We start from the raw sequence: 17,390 nt of genomic DNA on the forward strand, positions 1-17,390 counted from the left end.
TCAAGTAATAAGCGTAGCAACATAAAAACAATGTCTCAAAACTTTCCAACACTCCCTGATCAAGTTCCACAAAGGGGAACATCAACCAGTCGTGAATTTTTTAAAAATATCTATCTTGCTCAAGGATGGAGCTTTGAAGGTGAATTCCCAAACCTACCGAAAGCGGTTGCGATCATCACACCTCACACTTCTAACTATGATGGATGGTATGGTTTTACTGCTATCTTAGGCATTGGCATTAAGCTCACTGTTTTCGGTAAAGATAGCCTATTTAAACCGCCATTTAAAAATCTCTTTCAATGGATTGGCGTTATGCCGGTGGATCGTAACTCACCACATGGGCTGACCCAACAAATTATCGATATTATTCATCGTGAAGAAAAAATTTGGATTGGAATTGCACCAGAAGGAACACGTAAAAAGGCTGAAAAAATTAAAAGTGGTTTTTATCACATTGCCGTAGGCGCCAATATTCCTATTGTGATCTTTGCTTTTGATTATCAAAAGAAAATGATTCGTTGCCTAGGTGTATTTCATCCTACAGGCAATTATGAACAAGATTTACCCCAAATTTTAGCTTTATATCAAGATCATTTCTCACCGAAAAATTTAAATTGGTTATCTACGCCTTTACAAAAACTTTTAAAAAATCGGTAGAAAAACAAGCAACAATCTGTTGTGATGTGCGGCAAGTTTTTTGCTTTAAAGATGTACAAAATGCGTTTCAAACAATTAGGATTAATAGGTTTATTGGGTCTAGCACTGGTTGGATGTGATAAAACTGCTAAAACACCCACTCAAACAACAGCAATTAATGCACGTGAACCTGTGATTGCAATCGCCTTAGGCGGTGGTGGTGCAAAAGGTTTTGCACATATTGGTGTATTGAAAGTTTTAGAATCTCATGGCATTAAGCCTAAAATTGTCACAGGAACAAGTGCAGGAAGCTTTGTTGGGAGTATTTACGCAAGCGGTAAATCACCCTATCAATTACAACAAATTGCGTTACAACTGAAAGAATCAGATTTGCGTGATTTAACTTTAAATAGCCAAGGTATTGTACTGGGTCAAAAGCTCCAAGATTATGTGAATCGTAATGTAGCGAACAAACCAATTGAAAAATTCCCTATTCGTTTTGCAGCTGTTGCGACACGTTTAGACAATGGTCAAAAAGCAGATTTCATTAAAGGTAATGCAGGACAAGCAGTTCGTGCTTCTTGCAGTATTCCCAATGTATTTGTCCCAACTACAATTGGCAAAACCAAATATGTAGATGGTGGTTTAGTCAGCCCGATTCCAGTTCAAACAGCCAAAGATATGGGTGCAGATATTGTTATTGCTGTTGATATTTCAGCACGTCCTTCAGGTAGCCAAGCGGTCAATATGTGGGGTTTATTGGATCAAACCCTGAATATTATGGGACAGCAAAGTATCAATAATGAATTGAGACAAGCGAATGTGGTGATTCAACCCAAAGTGGGACATTTAGGGACGCTTGATTTAAAATCAAGCAATGAAGCCATTTTAGAAGGTGAAAAAGCAGCCCAATTAAAAGTTCAGGCAATTCAAGTTGCGATTCAAAATTTCAAAAAATCCCCTGCTGCATTGAAACCTGCGCCACGTCCTAAGTTCTAATAAATAATATGATAATAATCACGTTTTTATATTCAGACGAGTTTTGATCTGCTACATTGGTATTGATGATGCGTCATCTATACCAATGATAATGATTAGAGTAGATGTATGAATTTTGTTTTTGAACCTTGGCATTGGTTTGTATTGGGCATACTGCTCATCCTATCTGAATTAATACTACCTGCATTTGCTGCAATCTGGTTTGGTATAGCAGCGATCGCGGTGTGTATTCTCTATTTACTATTCCCTTGGATGAGCTTTACAGTACAAATCATCTGTTGGATTGTACTTTCTATTGCTTGCACAGTATTGTGGTTTAAATTTATCAAACCACTGTCTATTGATAAAACCAAAGCTGGAATGCCACGTGAAGCCACGATTGGACAAACAGGTATGGTCATTCAAACAGGTCTAGCGCACGATCAAATTCGAGTCCGTTTTCCAATGCCTGTTCTTGGCTCTGATGAATGGAACTGTCGTACCTTATCACCCGTACAAGTCGGTGATCGTGTACGAGTCATCGATATTCTTGGAAATGATCTTGTGGTACAGCCACATACAACTGCCTTATAACTTAAATCTTCAGATCAAACGTATTCAAAAAAAGAGGAATGATAAATGGGTGTTGGTGCTATTGTTGTTTTAGCGATATTGGTTTTTGTGGCCGTGACTATTTTCAAAGGCGTCCGCATTGTTCCGCAAGGTTATAAATGGATCGTTCAACGTTTAGGAAAATATAATACCACCCTAAATCCTGGACTCAATTTTGTGATTCCTTATGTTGATGAAGTGGCTTATAAAGTCACAACCAAAGATATTGTTTTAGATATTCCTTCACAAGAAGTTATTACCCGAGATAATGCGGTATTGTTGATGAATGCTGTGGCTTATATCAACTTAACCACACCTGAAAAAGCAGTTTATGGGATTGAAAACTATATTTGGGCAATTCAAAATTTAGTTCAAACCTCATTACGTTCAATTGTGGGCGAGATGGATCTAGATGATGCTTTATCTTCACGTGATCACATTAAAGCAAAATTGAAAGCCGCAATTTCGGATGATATTTCGGATTGGGGAATCACCCTAAAAACAGTAGAAATTCAGGATATTCAACCCTCAAGCACCATGCAATCTGCGATGGAAGCCCAAGCTGCGGCCGAACGTCAACGTCGTGCAACAGTAACGAGAGCTGATGGTGAAAAGCAAGCGGCAATTTTAGAAGCAGATGGTCGTTTAGAAGCCTCTCGTCGTGATGCCGAAGCACAAGTTGTCCTTGCTGAAGCATCACAAAAAGCCATTACGATGGTGACATCTGCTGTCGGTGATAAAGAAGTTCCTGTTGCCTATCTATTGGGTGAACAATACGTGAAAGCAATGCAAGAAATGGCAAAGTCAAACAATGCTAAAACTGTGGTTTTGCCTGCTGATATTATGAATACGATCCGTGGTGTTATGGGTCGTAATTCTTAAAGTTGTAAAGTAGCTCAATTCTAAGGATTGATGCTTCAATCAAAAATAGGCAACCCTTCAGTTGCCTATTTTTTTTTGAATAAAAGAGAATCCCAAATAGATTCAGCTTCAAAATTAACTTTTACGTGATAACAAAAATTTTGAAATCTGATTCAAATCATTGGCATCATTACCAAAATAAGATAACGCTTGAAAGGCTTGGTCATGTAATTCTTGTGCATAATTTTTTGCTTGCTCTAACCCCATTAAAGCGGGATAGGTCGATTTATCCACTTGCTCATCTTTACCTGCAGTTTTGCCCAAAGCCTGAGTATCTGAAATGACATCTAAAATGTCATCTTGCACTTGGAACGCTAAGCCAATGCTTTGACCATATTGACGAAGTTTTGGAATTGCAGGGTCTGTACCTTCAAAAATAGTAACCGCTGCCATCATAATTCCAGCCAGAATTAATGCACCTGTTTTATTACGATGAATATTTTCCAGTTGCTCTTGATCGACATGCTTTCCTTCCGCTTGTAAATCTAAAACTTGACCACATACCATTTTAGAGCTTGCTGTCGCCAAAATCTGCATTTGCTTTAATACAATTGGCGCTACAACAGACTGCCCTTGATCAAACAATCGACTTCCAAGTATTTCAAATGCCATTGATTGCAAAATATCGCCAGCAAGCAATGCGGTATCTTCCCCAAAAGCCACATGACAAGTTGGTTGACCACGGCGCAACAAATCATTATCCATACACGGTAAATCATCATGTGCCAATGAATAACAATGAATCAGCTCTATCGCAACTGCTGCACGGCGTACAGCTGCAAAATTTGGATTTTCTAATTTTAAATTGGATGTGGCATAACACAATGCGGGTCTAACACGCTTCCCACCTAACATCACAGCGTGAAACACAGCAGCTTTAAGTGGTTCAGGCAAAGAAAAAGCCTCTAAGGCTGTTTGTAAATCTTGCTGAATACGTTGCTGTGCCTGTTGCAAAACGTCTGCATTCACATTTGGAATTGATGTCACATTCGCCTCGAATTTTCAGTTTCTCAGTTTTATGCACTGAAACAGATATAAGTTGTTGCTATTCTACAATGAATAGGAATAAGTCTCATCTATTTAATCAGCTTGATTTGAATTAAGTACATGAATTGAGTTTTTACTCGTCGCCTTAGCATGTCGCACAGCCAAATCCAATTTTTGTAACAGATCAAATTCAGTCAAAGACGATTTAGAAGAAAAATGACAAATTCCGATTGAAGCTGTTAGTAATTCAGCATCTTCATTTTCAAACAAAATATTTTCTTGTTGAATTGCAAATTTCAAACGTTCAGCCAAGGTTAATGCTGCCCATTCTGTTGCATTGTCGATAAAAATAATAAAACTTGCTGAATTTATGCGAAATATTTTAACGGTGTCTTGTGAAGTCTCTCCATTCAAAAGTACACCAATTTGTGCCAAGGCTTCATCACCACGAGTATAACTATTCAGTTGATTAAATCTTTTGAAATCATCAATATCAATTTTCAAAAAAGCACATGCAGATTGATTTTCAACTTGATGATGCAAATCTGAAATCAAACGATCCAATGCCATTTTATTCGGCAAACCTGTAATAGAATCTAAATAAATATGATCATGTAATTTTTGATTATTGAGCAGTAAAACCTTTTCACGACGTTTTAACTTGGTCACATCAGCCGCAATAATAATAATGGCAATCAGTTGATGATCACTATTTCGCAACGCTTTATAAAAGGATAAATAGAAACGTCCTTTTGAATAAAACTCAAAGTCTACATCCTCTTGCCCTGCTTCAAAAGCCAATAGCACATCTTGGAATTGTGCATAAACAATGGTCGAAAAATTATTCAGTAACTTTCCATACAAATAAAGTGCATCACTTTCATAGATATCAGCAAACTGCTGATTTAAACCAATAAATCGAGCATCACAATTTAAAATTGCCACGGGTACAGGTAGTTTTGAGGTAAATGAAACCAAGTCTAATTTTTCAGCATTTTGTAGTAAATGAACAAAATGCTCTTCATTCATTAAGGTTGCAAAATTGGGGTGCTTGAATTCCATCAAATGCCTCTTTTACTTGTTATTGTATTTAAAATCGTTTTATTTGAAATATCGGAACTTTTGTCACTTCGTTTTAGAATATTGTCATGTTTTATTGTAAAAGATTTGCGTTCTAATATCTCTCTTTTTTAAATTAATTTAGACTAAATCACAAACTTAAAATATCGAATAAAGAAAAAAATCACCCTATAAAAAACCTCTGAAATTCAGAGGTTTTAAAAATCTAGAAGCTTATATATTAGAAACTATCTGCTGGAACTCTTACCCAGCCTTCCATTAATACTCTCGCACTACGACTCATAATGGCTTTTTTAACCACCCATTGATTATTTTCAAGGTTGGCTTGAGCACCGACACGCAAAGTCCCTGATGGATGTCCAAAACGCACAGCTTCTAATTCTCCACCACCTGCTGCAAGGTTCACCAATGTGTTTGGAATGGCGGCTGCTGTCCCAATTGCGACGGCTGCTGTTCCCATCATTGCATGATGTAATTTACCCATCGACAATGCACGAACCAATAAGTCAGCATCAGTTTCTTTTACGGCTTTGCCACTTGATGAAACATAAGCTTTTGCCTTTGAAACAAAAGCAACTTTAGGTGTGTGTTGACGATTGGCTGCTTCACTAATATCTTTGATTAAGCCCATTTTTACCGCACCATAAGCACGTATTTTTTCAAAACGAGCTAAAGCTTCCACATCATTATTAATATCATCTTGCAGCTCAGTTCCTTGATATCCAATGTCTTCAGCATTGAGAAAAATCGTTGGAATACCTGCATTAATTAATGTGACTTGAAATGCTCCAATCTCTGGTACGTCTAAAGTATCCACAACATTGCCTGTTGGAAACATTGCTCCACCATCTTCACCATCATCTGCTGGATCTAAAAATTCAATTTGAACTTCTGCTGCAGGAAAAGTCACGCCATCGAGTTCAAAATCACCTGTTTCCTGTACTTCACCATTGGTAATCGGTACATGCGCGATAATGGTTTTTTTAATATTGGCTTGCCAAATACGAACTGCACATAAACCATTCTGTGGAATACGTTCAGCATCAACTAAACCATTGCTAATCGCAAATGATCCAACCGCTGCTGTTAAATTACCGCAGTTGCCACTCCAATCAACAAAAGCTTTATCAATAGATACCTGACCAAATAGATAGTCGACATCATGATCAACTTGCGTACTTTTGCTTAGAATCACAGTTTTACTGGTACTTGATGTCGCTGCGCCCATTCCGTCAATTTGCTTACCATACGGATCTGGACTGCCAATCACACGAAGAAGCAAATGATCCCTTGCTTCACCCGCAACTTGTGCTCGTTGCGGAAGATCGTTTAGTTTAAAGAATACACCTTTACTTGTACCACCACGCATGTAAGTTGCGGGTATTTTTATCTGTGCTGCAAAGCTCATTTCTACGCCATTCCTTTCGTTTATCGTTGTTGTCTCAAATATTGAATTGCTATTCAATATTATATTAACCTGTTTTTACGATAATTATTAGCATATTGACTTAAGTATAAAGACAAAATGCACATAAAATCATGATCAAATTGACTATTTCTTAGATTCGTATATAAATTTAATTATATGATTTATATTAATTTAATAATTATTTTAAAATTTTGAATTCTCTGGTCAATATGTTGAAGCTGACATCCACTAGGCTAACTGTTACCAATCAATTACAATAATTCCTCATTCTCATTCGAGCAGAATAATTTGAGCAACGAGTCTACAACCTTACAGCGTGGACTTAAAAATCGTCACATCCAACTGATCGCAATGGGCGGTGCAATTGGTACAGGCTTATTTTTAGGTTCTGCTCAAGTCATCCAATCTGCTGGTCCATCGATTATTCTGGGCTATGCCATTGGTGGTTTGATCGCATTTTTAATTATGCGTCAATTAGGTGAAATGATTGTAGAGGAACCTGTTTCAGGTTCATTCAGTCACTTTGCCAATAAATATTGGGGAAAATTTCCAGGTTTTCTTGCAGGTTGGAATTACTGGATTTTATATATATTGGTCGCGATGACCGAACTTACAGCCGTCGCAAAATATATTAATTATTGGTGGCCCCATATTCCTGCATGGACCTCTGTCCTATTTTTCTTTGTTGTGGTCACTATTCTCAATTTAGGTAACGTCAAATTTTATGGCGAATCTGAGTTTTGGTTAGCGATTATCAAAGTCGTCGCTGTCATTTCGATGATTATTTTTGGCTTGTATTTACTTTTCACAGCAGATGCAACATCTACAGCATCATTTACAAACCTTTGGAGTCATGGCGGGTTTTTCCCCAATGGTTTTGATGGCTTATTTTATATGTTGGCTTTCTTGATGTTTGCCTTCGGCGGTATCGAATTAATCGGTATGGCGGCTGCAGAAGCAAAAGATCCTGAAAAAACCATTCCAAAAGCAATTAACCAAGTCGTTTTCCGTATCCTCATTTTCTATGTCGGTTCTTTAACAATTTTATTATCTTTAGTGCCTTGGAATCAGCTTGAATTGGGTGGTTTGGATAAAAGTCCATTCGTGATGATTTTTAGTCAACTAGGAATCGGTTGGGCGGCTCATCTTCTTAATTTTATCATTTTGACTGCTGCCCTCTCTGTTTATAACAGTGGTATGTATGCCAACAGCCGTATGCTTTATGGCTTAGCAATACAAGGCAATGCACCAAAAGTATTCCTTAAAGTGAATAAACAAGGTGTGCCCATTCCAGCAGTATTATTCTCTGCATTGTTAATTTTTGGTTGTGTATTGCTTAACTATTTCGTACCAGAAGATGCTTTAAGTCATTTGATGTACGTTGTGGTCGGTGCATTGGTTTTAAACTGGGCAATGATTAGTTTGACTCACTTAAAATTCATTCAAGCAATGAAAAAAAGTGCGATGAAAACGAAATTCCCTGCTTTATGGTCCCCTTTTGGTAATTATTTAGTCTTAATTTTTATCGCGACAGTGTTATACATCATGTGGACACAAGGTTTTAAAGAATCTGTCTTAATGATTCCAGTATGGATTGTCTTGATGTTCGTTTTATTTAAAATTTTAAATCCTAAAAAATAAAATTAGATGATTATAAAAAAGGATATTGCTAGTCAATATCCTTTTTTATTCCACATTAAATTTTAACCGTATCTTTAACCACACCTTTAAAATTTTCAATAATTTCAATAATTTCAATAATTTCAATAAAATATTTATCATTATTTACACATTCAATATAAGCGCACATTAAAAGTACTTATGCTTACCTTTAAGAAAAAATGACATTTTTGACACAACTACTCGTCACAAAGGTCAAAAAATATTTGCAGAAATTCTAAGCCATGTTAGATTTAATATGTATAAAAAATAAACGCATGTATCTCATATCAAACTACATGCACAGAAAACTCAAATAATAAATTTCAAGGATGAAATAAGATGAAAAAACATAATCTTTACACTGGAATTCTACTTTGCCTTTTTCCTATGACTAATGTATTTGCGGCTGCTATGGATCGCTCAGGTCAATCCATTTCTGCCTTTTTACAGCCTAACAACTATTTTGAAACCGGTATTTCTGTACTTGATCCAACAGTTGAAGGCACAGAAGCAGGGACGAGTGAAACACATCGTCATATTGATGATATGGCTGATGATTATTATTTTCCTTCTGCTGCTATTAAATTACAGCTCACTGAAAATCTGTCATTCGGTTTATTATACGACCAACCTTATGGTGCAGAAGTTACATATACAGGTAACAATATCTTTGTCTCAGATTCAAGTAATACCTTATTAGATTCTCAAAAAATGTCTGATCTACGCGCATCAGCCATACAAAAAAATACACCTGTAGGTATTTCTAATTTTGCTCAAAAAGCGGGTATTTCGATAGCGACTGCACAACAAATGTATGACAACAATGTTGTAACAGCTCTAGGTAAAACTAAAGATCTGATTGATGCTGGTGTCGCAACAGAAGTTGATAAAACAATCACTCATCTGAATGGTTTATTAGGTAAAGGGGCAACAAAAGCTGAAGTAGACTCACATAATTTATCAATGATTGTTGGTTTTCAGCCCAATAAAAACTTTAATATTTATGCAGGTGGGGCTTATCAAACAATTAAAGGACAATTAAGTTTAAGAGGTCAAGCAACCAGTATCTTTAATGGATATGACTTAACTATGAAAGAATCGAGTGGTGTAGGTTGGCTTGCAGGGGTCGCCTACCAAATTCCTGAGATCGCTTTAAAAGCATCTGTAACTTATCGCTCCGAAATCGACCATGATGCAGATAGCATCGAATCAACACCGACACTCTCTGCGCTTGGAGCACTTAGTCCACAAACTGCTGCCTTAATTCCTAAAATTGCAGCAGCTTCTGCTCAAACCAAAATCACAACACCTCAATCGGTCAATCTTGATTTCCAAAGTGGCATCATGAAAGATACTGTTGCTTTTGCAAATGTTAGATGGGTGAATTGGGCAAATTTCGAGATTAGCCCGATTAGATTCAAGATGATGTCAGAGGTTATTGGGCAAATTCCTTCTGTAAATCGTCCAAATGGATTTAATCTTTTACAATATTCCAAAGATCAATGGAGTGCGAATGTGGGTGTAGGTCGTAAGCTTACAGATCAATGGGCTGGTAATGTCTCTGTAGGATGGGATTCTGGTGCAGGTAATCCAATAACAGCACTCGGCCCTACAGATGGTTACTGGAACTTAGGTGTCGGTTTGCAATTTAGCCCAACACCCTCCACATTTATTGCTGGCGGTGTGAAATATTTCTGGCTTGGTGATGCTAAAGGTCAAATTGCCTCTCAAAATGCAGGACAGGAATATGTTGCTAGCTTTTCAGGCAATAATGCGATTGCTTATGGTTTAAAAATGGGTTATCGATTTTAAACTTCTATAAACAACAGGCTTTTATCGCATAGATACTTTAAAGGAGAAAATACTTTAGCATTTTCCCCTTTTTATTTAAATGTAATCAAGCTTTTTGATATTCGTTATATCAACTCTGTTTAAGAATAAAAAACAATCAGATATGATATTTTTTCTTTGGTTTTCATCTTTTTTGCATTACATTAACTATCCTTGCGCTCTTAGCTTAACTGGATAGAGCAGTTGCCTCCTAAGCGACCGACGTGGGTTCGAGTCCCCCAGAGCGCACCAGTTTAGAATTTAATATTCTAAGTATTTATTAAAAATACAATTATTAGCTTATAAAAAAGTTATTAATCTTGAAATCCCCGATTTAAATTTCAAAAAACTACACTTCAAAATTAATTTTTTTAAATATCAGCAGTTTTTATAAAACTTATGTCAATTTTTATATATTTAACGATATAGAATCTTAAATTCGGATATTCCATGCTCTAACAGCAATGATGTAGCATAATTAATGACCTTTTAGTTCAAAATAGTATGTGATAAAAATCAACTTTTCTCGCATACTATTTAAAAAATAAAATCATTTTTTATCTTTATTTGAGAATTTAATAAGAGAGTTACAAAATCTAGGTCTTTTTTTTATCAATTCGTTTGTTTAGAGTATTTACTCTTAAATTTTATATGTTATTTTGTAAAAAGAAGTAAACATAGAATTTTATGAAACTACTCAGCTTACTTCATGATCGAACAAATAAGTGCTTAAAATTATTCATTTTATAAATTTAGGGAAAGATTAAAATGAAATTAAAAATGTTAACAGCAGCTATTCTTGCTTCAGTATTGCCAACGACTGGTGTTTTTGCTGCTGCTTTAGACCGCTCTGGCCAATCAATTTCTGCTTTTTTACAACCAAATAATTATTTTGAAGCAGGTATTTCTGTTTTAGATCCAACAGTAGAAGGACGTGAAGCAGGATCAAGTGAAACTCGTCGTCATATCGAAGATATGGGAGATGATTATTATTTTCCTTCTGCTGCAATTAAACTGCAATTAACTGATCATCTTTCTTTTGGTTTGCTATATGACAAGCCGTTTGGAGCAGATGCCGCATACTCAGGAAATAATGTATTTGTTTCAGATTCAACAAATACAATTCTTCCTCCTGCAACCTTAGCAGGTATTCGTGCACAAACAATTTCTAAAAATGTTGATGCTCAAGTCATAGCTCAAGCAACTAAAGCCGCATCTGCTGCAACAGGTTCGGCAACTCCACCTCAAGCAGTAATTGATCAATTTGTTACAGGTATTAAAGCAAATACTGGCGCAATGGCTCAAATTACAAATGGTGTTACTCAAGTTGTAGATGCTGGATTAGCACAAGTTAACTCAACACTTGGCAAAGGCAATACGAAAGTTGAAGTTGATACTCAAAATATTTCTATGATTTTTGGCTTTCAACCGAATAAAAACTTTAATATCTACGGTGGTGGTGTTTACCAAACAGTCAAAGGTGATGTAAGCCTTCGTGGTCAAGCTTATAGTCTCTATAATGGATACGATGCTTCCATTAAAGAAACTGGTGGTGTAGGTTGGCTAGCAGGTGCAGCATATCAAATTCCTGAAATTGCTTTAAAAGCGGCTGTGACTTATCGTTCTGAAATCAATCATGATGTAGAAATTCGTGAAAGTTTACCAACGCTTTCTGCACTTTCATTATTAGGTCCAGATGGTGCGACTGCAGCAGCAAATATTGCTTCATCTTCAGGTGAAACAAGAATTACGACGCCTCAATCTGTAAACTTAGATTTACAATCTGGAATCATGGCTGACACAGTCGCATTTGCAAGTGTGCGTTGGGTAAATTGGAAAGATTTCTCTATTCAACCTTATAAGTTTGGAAAAGTTTCCGAAGCTATCGGTGGTTTAGTGGGTCGACCAAATGGTTTTGATTTGGTTAAATACTCTGATGACCAATGGTCTGCTACGGCTGGTATCGGACGTAAATTAACGGATCAATGGGCAGGTAACGTTTCTGTAGGTTGGGATTCTGGCGCAGGTAATCCAGTTACTACTTTAGGACCAACTGAAGGTTATTGGAATGTGGGTGTAGGTGTTCAATTTAGCCCTACTCCATCTACATTTATTGCTGGTGGCGTTAAATACTTCTGGTTAGGTGATGCAAAAGCTCAAACTGGTGCACAAGCTGATGGCAATGATTATGTTGCTGAATTCCAAGACAATACAGCACTTGCTTATGGCTTAAAAATTGGTTACAAATTCTAAGTTAATGTTTAAATAAAAAAGGCGCTTAAAGCGCCTTTTTTATACATTATTTTTTAATCATTCAGGAATTCTCGTACTCTGCATATATTTTAAAATTAAACCTTTACGATAGTTTAATTTACGATCTTCTCGATGATCTTGGTAATACTTTGGATTGGGTAATATTGCTGCTAAAAATGCAGCTTGCTCACGACTTAAACTTTGAGCACTTCTACCATAATAATGCTGTGCTGCTGCTTCAATGCCATAAATATGATCACCAAATTCAACTGAATTCATATACGTTTCTAAGATACGCTGTTTGGTCCACATCCGTTCCATCATTATAGTTGCAATGGTTTCTTGACCTTTACGAATAAATGAACGGCGATTATAAAAAAATAAGTTTTTTGCCAATTGCTGAGAAATAGTTGATCCGCCTGCAACGACTTTATCTTTATTTAAATTTCGCTGTAATGCGAACTCAATACCATCCCAATCAAATCCATGATGATCGACAAATTTAGCATCCTCTGCTGCAACGATTGCATGCTTAAAATTATCACTGATTTCATCATAATCACGCCATTGATGTTGAATCGGTTTAAAATCAGATAAATAAGTCCAACGCATAAACATAGTGGTATCGACTGGATTGGTTCTCCACCAGACAAGACTACTGAAAATCCAAAGTTGGATGATAATGAGTAGACTGACAATGATTAACAAAGTACGAACAATAAAAGCTTTCATGTCAGTGTGTTACTCCTCAAAAAATGCAATTTCATGCTAAGCTGAATCACCAATAATAAGCACAGAATACATTTACATGTCTGAAATGCAACCTCCCCAAGTATATACACAGCCACGTAATCCTATTGAGAAAATTACCTTACTGTTTATCATCATTAATGTGGGATTATTTGCTTGGCAAATTTTGACAGGCGTTGATATTACAAACCCTAAAATTATTGATGCATTAAAATGGGGTGCTGATTATGCACCTTTAACCTTCTTAGAGGAACCATATCGGCTGTTTACCAGTATGTTTTTCCATTTCGGATTAATGCATTTAATGTTCAATATGTGGGCTTTATATGTTTTTGGAAATATTGCTGAACAGACATTTGGGCGTGTTTATTTCTTAGGTTTGTATGTACTTGCAGGTTTAATGGGAAGCCTACTCAGCGGTTATTTAGATATTCAGAATAGTTATGCATTACTACAACACTTTGATCAAAGCTTGTTGCCTCATGTGTCAGCAGGCGCATCGGGTGCAGTGATGGGGCTTGGAGGTGCATTAACCGCACTTTCATTTTTTTCACCGCTGCCTCATCAGCGATTCATACTGGATAAAAAATCACTGCTCACCATTATGGGGATTAACTTAGTCTTCGGTATTATGGCATCAGGAATCAATAATGCAGCGCATGTTGGTGGCATGATTATGGGGGCATTGTTAGCAATGACGTGGTATGTCGCTCAACGTAAAAATTTAGGCATGATGAGCAATATCATTATATTAATCATAGGTACCGCAATCACCTATGCTTGTTATCAATATTGCTTACACTTGGTTCAACCCATTCAGCCGCTTTGGCAAATCGCTATTGAACAAATGAGAAATTAAAACTCAATCTATTATAAAAAAGAGGAGTCAGAAAAGTACGATATTCATACTTTTCTGACTCCTACAACAATTTAGCATTGTCTTAGTTTAATTTATAAATAACAGCTTACTGATTCATTTCCCTCAAACTTTGCAAAGGCGGAATATCACATAAATAGCTCAAACGATAACGTCCAATCACAGCACAAAGAATAGTCATCAATATGGGTAAGATGATCCAAATTTCCCAGTGTAGTTGCATCGCTAAATTCATTTTATAACTTGCAACCGCACTAATCACCTCTGCAAATAAACATGAAACTAAGCCTGCAATAAAACCAATGAAACCAATTTCTAAACTCATCATATTCTTGAGTTGACGTTTTGAACTACCAAATGATCGTAATAAAGCGACTTCTCGTTTACGCTCATCCATCAATAAATTAATACATGCGATCAACACCAAAAAACCTGAAAGACTCACCAATACAGCCAATACAGTAATAATTTGCACTAATACAGTCACTAGACGTTTAATTTCATCCAAAATTAAGGTGACATCAACAAAAACTGTATTTGAAAATTGTTGAATCATGCCGACCAGTTTTGCTTTTTCTTGGGGTGGTACGTAAAAGCTTCCCAAATAACTTCCTGCATTTTCATCCAATGTTTTTGGGCTAAAAATAAAGAAAAAATTCGGGCTAAAACTTTCCCACTCTACTGTTCGTAGATTAATGACTTTGGCTTGCAATTGCCCTTCTGGCAGACTAAATGTCAGTGTGTCCCCCAAATGAATATCTAACGCTTTTGCTAATTTGTCTTCTACAGAAACTTCACCTGCTTGAGTTAATTTTGCCTGACCTGAAACAATGACATTATCTTGTGGATATTGATCGGTCTGCGTTAAATTTAATTCACGACGCAGAGAGTTATTTTGCTCAATTTGTTGTGCTGAAAATGCTTGGCCATTCTTAGCCAATAAACGCCCACGAATATTGGGATATAACGGTGTACTTTGCCAATGTAGTGTCTGTAATTGTGACTTAAATTGTTCAACTTCAAACGGAGGCAAACCATAAACAAATTGATTCGGTGTACCTTCGGGCAATTGTTGTTGCCAACGCTCCAATAAATCGGTTCTTAACACAGCAAGCACTGTAATTAAGCTCAAACCTAGGGCTAAAGCAGTAATTTGTAATGCGGTCTGTGATGGCGTCCGAATATAACTTGAAAGTTGATTTTTCAGTGCTTTTAGCAATTTCAAAATAAACCACACTAAGCCATATAACAAACCACTTAATACAATCACAGCACCAATAACCAGAGTGGTTAATTTAAGATTAGCAGTCAGCACTAAACTAAAAATCACTAAACTCAAGACACCTGTTCCAAACATCCATAATAATGAGCGTGCAGATTTTTCTTGCTGACGAATTACCCGAATCGGTGGGGTATTTAGCAACTCCCATAAACTTGGTAGAACAAAACCAAATAGAACCACAGCACTGGTAAAAATTGCAATTGGTAATGGTCCTAAAAGCATTTCAAAAATAGAAAACTGTAGTTCTAAATTAGGAATCAGCTGCAACATCAACTGCAATAACGCATAACCTAGACCTAAACCTAATGTGCTTCCGATTAGCATAGAGATCAGGATAATCACCAAAAGTAAGGCAATATACGCTTGAAATATTTGTACTTTCTTTGCCCCCATACAACGCATCAGTGCAATATAATCCTGATTTTGCTGTACATAACGCTGACTGGTCAGCGCAATCGCAATACCGCATAACAAAATCGTTAAAATATTTGCCAATTGTAGGAAAGTATCTAAATTTTCCATAGGCTTCATTAAACGTGTATTTGCTTCGCTTGCATTGCTCAACTTCAAACTACTTGCAACTTGCAATGCTGCTTGATCATTTGATTCATTCGGCTGACTTTGCGTAGGAGATACAGATTGATTCTTTGCTTTTTCTACATCTTGAAATGTTTTAAATTTCTGTTCAAATTGATGAATATGTTGAGGATCACCTGCCATTAACAAACGATAGTCGATTCGACTTCCGATCTGAATCGCGTTGGTTTGTGCAATATCTTGCTGTGAAATAATAACGGTAGGTGAAAATGCCGAGAAACCCAATTCTTGATTTGAATCATGACCAATCACAGCGCTGACTTTGAACAAACCATCTGCAATTTTTAACGAATCACCCAGTTTTACTTTGAGTAAATCAATCGCACGTTGACTCAGCCATACTTCCCCTTTTTGAATCGTTTTAGCTTGAGCCTGTCCAACTCCAGTAGTGACAGTCAGCTCTCCTCTTAATGGGAAATTTGTATCGATTGCCTTAACATTCACCATCACAAACTGATCATGCGTAGAAGCCATAGAACCAAAAACGGTCACTTCTGATTGCTTTAAATTCAGCTCCTTTGCTTGTTGTTTCCAACTGTCGGTAATTGGAACATTATCACTGAGCACCAAATCTGCCGCTTGCATTTTAGCAGCTTGTAAAGCGACTGCTTGTTGAACCTGTTCATTACTAAACTTGAGCGCAGTTGTCGCACTAATCGCTAAACTCAGTGCAACTATCAATAGATAAATACCCGTACTACCAAAACTTTGTTTGAGTAAAGGTCTAAATAAGGACATCATATTGAAGCCTCATTTTGTGTTGAATGCTCAATGATTTGCCCATCTCTTAACTCAAAATGCCGTTGGCACTGTGCAGCAAGTTGTAAATCATGGGTCACTAAAACTAAGGTTGTGCCCAATTCCTTATTGAGTTGAAAAAGCAATTGCTCAATATCTTCGGCTGTGTGCCCATCTAAATTTCCAGTTGGTTCATCTGCAAATACAATTTTAGGTTCTGTAATCAGTGCTCGCGCGATTGCCACGCGCTGTTGCTCTCCTCCTGACAATACTTTAGGCGTTTGACTACTTTGACGCTCTAGACCGACTTTTTGTAACAGGTTCAATGCTCTTTTTTCAGCATCGGCATAATTAAAATGTGCTTGAATTCTTAAAGGGAGCATCACATTTTCAAGTGCACTGAGGTGTGGCAATAATTGAAAAGACTGAAAGACAAATCCGATATGTTGTAATCGTACTAAAGCCCGTTGTTCTTCATTTAGCTCATGTACCGCTTGACCACAAACATAAAGTTGCCCAGCAGAGGCTTCATCTAAAGTGGCGAGAATACCCAATAAGGTTGATTTTCCAGAACCAGATCGCCCTGTAATTGCAACTTGTTCCCCTGCGTAAATCTGTAAATTTAAATCTGCAAAAATCGTTAAAGCTTTATTGTTTAATTGAATGCTTTGTGTAAGTTGCTGTGCAGAAATAATCGCTTGTGGCATGATGGAAGATGTTGAATCCTGTTGAATCTTGGACATAAAAGACACTCTATA

14 protein-coding genes and 1 tRNA gene are annotated in these 17,390 nt (G+C 36.7%); 9 read left to right on the plus strand and 6 right to left on the minus strand.

Features of this window, described 5'->3' with window-relative positions; all coding sequences use genetic code 11:
- The first annotated feature begins 30 nt into the window (after positions 1 to 30).
- The 4 genes from B9T35_RS10780 (at position 31) to B9T35_RS10795 (ending at position 3,108) form a co-directional block, all read left to right on the plus strand.
- A complete protein-coding gene (locus tag B9T35_RS10780) occupies positions 31 to 657 on the plus strand; it encodes a lysophospholipid acyltransferase family protein (protein ID WP_086191123.1) in 627 nt (208 codons plus the stop codon).
- A gap of 60 nt (positions 658 to 717) precedes the next feature.
- Positions 718 to 1,635, plus strand: coding sequence for a patatin-like phospholipase family protein (locus B9T35_RS10785; protein ID WP_086191124.1), 918 nt, complete (start codon positions 718 to 720; stop codon positions 1,633 to 1,635).
- A 108-nt stretch (positions 1,636 to 1,743) separates the two neighbouring features.
- Positions 1,744 to 2,208, plus strand: coding sequence for an NfeD family protein (locus tag B9T35_RS10790; RefSeq protein WP_086191125.1), 465 nt, complete (start codon positions 1,744 to 1,746; stop codon positions 2,206 to 2,208).
- Between the two features lie 45 nt (positions 2,209 to 2,253).
- Positions 2,254 to 3,108: an SPFH domain-containing protein gene (locus B9T35_RS10795; protein WP_086191126.1), complete on the plus strand. Its 855-nt coding sequence runs from the start codon at positions 2,254 to 2,256 to the stop codon at positions 3,106 to 3,108.
- A gap of 114 nt (positions 3,109 to 3,222) precedes the next feature.
- Here B9T35_RS10795 and B9T35_RS10800 read toward each other — a convergent pair whose 3' ends face one another.
- The 3 genes from B9T35_RS10800 to prpF all read right to left on the minus strand — a co-directional run bounded on the left by B9T35_RS10800 (position 3,223) and on the right by prpF (position 6,622).
- On the minus strand, positions 3,223 to 4,134 hold the full coding sequence (locus B9T35_RS10800; RefSeq protein ID WP_086191127.1) for a polyprenyl synthetase family protein: 912 nt from the start codon (positions 4,132 to 4,134) through the stop codon (positions 3,223 to 3,225).
- A gap of 93 nt (positions 4,135 to 4,227) precedes the next feature.
- A complete protein-coding gene (locus B9T35_RS10805; protein ID WP_086191128.1) occupies positions 4,228 to 5,196 on the minus strand; it encodes a GGDEF domain-containing protein in 969 nt (322 codons plus the stop codon).
- Positions 5,197 to 5,434: 238 nt separating this feature from the next.
- Positions 5,435 to 6,622 (minus strand): 2-methylaconitate cis-trans isomerase PrpF, encoded by a 1,188-nt coding sequence (gene prpF, locus B9T35_RS10810; RefSeq protein ID WP_086191129.1) that lies wholly within the window; start codon positions 6,620 to 6,622, stop codon positions 5,435 to 5,437.
- A 309-nt stretch (positions 6,623 to 6,931) separates the two neighbouring features.
- On the opposite strand from prpF, the gene B9T35_RS10815 reads away from it, so the two are divergent.
- The 4 genes from B9T35_RS10815 (at position 6,932) to B9T35_RS10830 (ending at position 12,388) form a co-directional block, all read left to right on the plus strand.
- Positions 6,932 to 8,284, plus strand: a complete 1,353-nt coding sequence (locus B9T35_RS10815) for an amino acid permease (RefSeq protein ID WP_086191130.1) — start codon at positions 6,932 to 6,934, stop codon at positions 8,282 to 8,284.
- A gap of 360 nt (positions 8,285 to 8,644) precedes the next feature.
- Positions 8,645 to 10,117 (plus strand): outer membrane protein transport protein, encoded by a 1,473-nt coding sequence (locus B9T35_RS10820; RefSeq protein ID WP_086191131.1) that lies wholly within the window; start codon positions 8,645 to 8,647, stop codon positions 10,115 to 10,117.
- A 194-nt stretch (positions 10,118 to 10,311) separates the two neighbouring features.
- Positions 10,312 to 10,387, plus strand: a tRNA-Arg gene (locus tag B9T35_RS10825).
- A 516-nt stretch (positions 10,388 to 10,903) separates the two neighbouring features.
- The gene (locus B9T35_RS10830) at positions 10,904 to 12,388 is read left to right on the plus strand and encodes a long-chain fatty acid transporter (protein ID WP_086191132.1); all 1,485 of its coding nucleotides are present in this window, start codon (positions 10,904 to 10,906) and stop codon (positions 12,386 to 12,388) included.
- Positions 12,389 to 12,445: 57 nt separating this feature from the next.
- Here B9T35_RS10830 and mtgA read toward each other — a convergent pair whose 3' ends face one another.
- Positions 12,446 to 13,120, minus strand: a complete 675-nt coding sequence (mtgA, locus tag B9T35_RS10835) for a monofunctional biosynthetic peptidoglycan transglycosylase (protein WP_086191133.1) — start codon at positions 13,118 to 13,120, stop codon at positions 12,446 to 12,448.
- 76 nt (positions 13,121 to 13,196) lie between these two features.
- Between mtgA and B9T35_RS10840 the strand changes: the two genes are divergently transcribed.
- The gene (locus tag B9T35_RS10840) at positions 13,197 to 13,997 is read left to right on the plus strand and encodes a rhomboid family intramembrane serine protease (RefSeq protein WP_086191134.1); all 801 of its coding nucleotides are present in this window, start codon (positions 13,197 to 13,199) and stop codon (positions 13,995 to 13,997) included.
- A gap of 106 nt (positions 13,998 to 14,103) precedes the next feature.
- Here B9T35_RS10840 and B9T35_RS10845 read toward each other — a convergent pair whose 3' ends face one another.
- Both B9T35_RS10845 and B9T35_RS10850 read right to left on the minus strand, forming a co-directional pair.
- Complete coding sequence (locus B9T35_RS10845) at positions 14,104 to 16,635, minus strand: ABC transporter permease (RefSeq protein ID WP_086191135.1); 2,532 nt, start codon at positions 16,633 to 16,635, stop codon at positions 14,104 to 14,106.
- On the minus strand, positions 16,632 to 17,375 hold the full coding sequence (locus B9T35_RS10850; protein ID WP_086191136.1) for an ABC transporter ATP-binding protein: 744 nt from the start codon (positions 17,373 to 17,375) through the stop codon (positions 16,632 to 16,634). Before B9T35_RS10850 ends, B9T35_RS10845 begins: the two co-directional genes overlap by 4 nt.
- Positions 17,376 to 17,390 lie beyond the last annotated feature (15 nt).

The organism is Acinetobacter sp. ANC 3832 (assembly GCF_002135415.1).
Taxonomy (GTDB): Bacteria; Pseudomonadota; Gammaproteobacteria; order Pseudomonadales; family Moraxellaceae; genus Acinetobacter.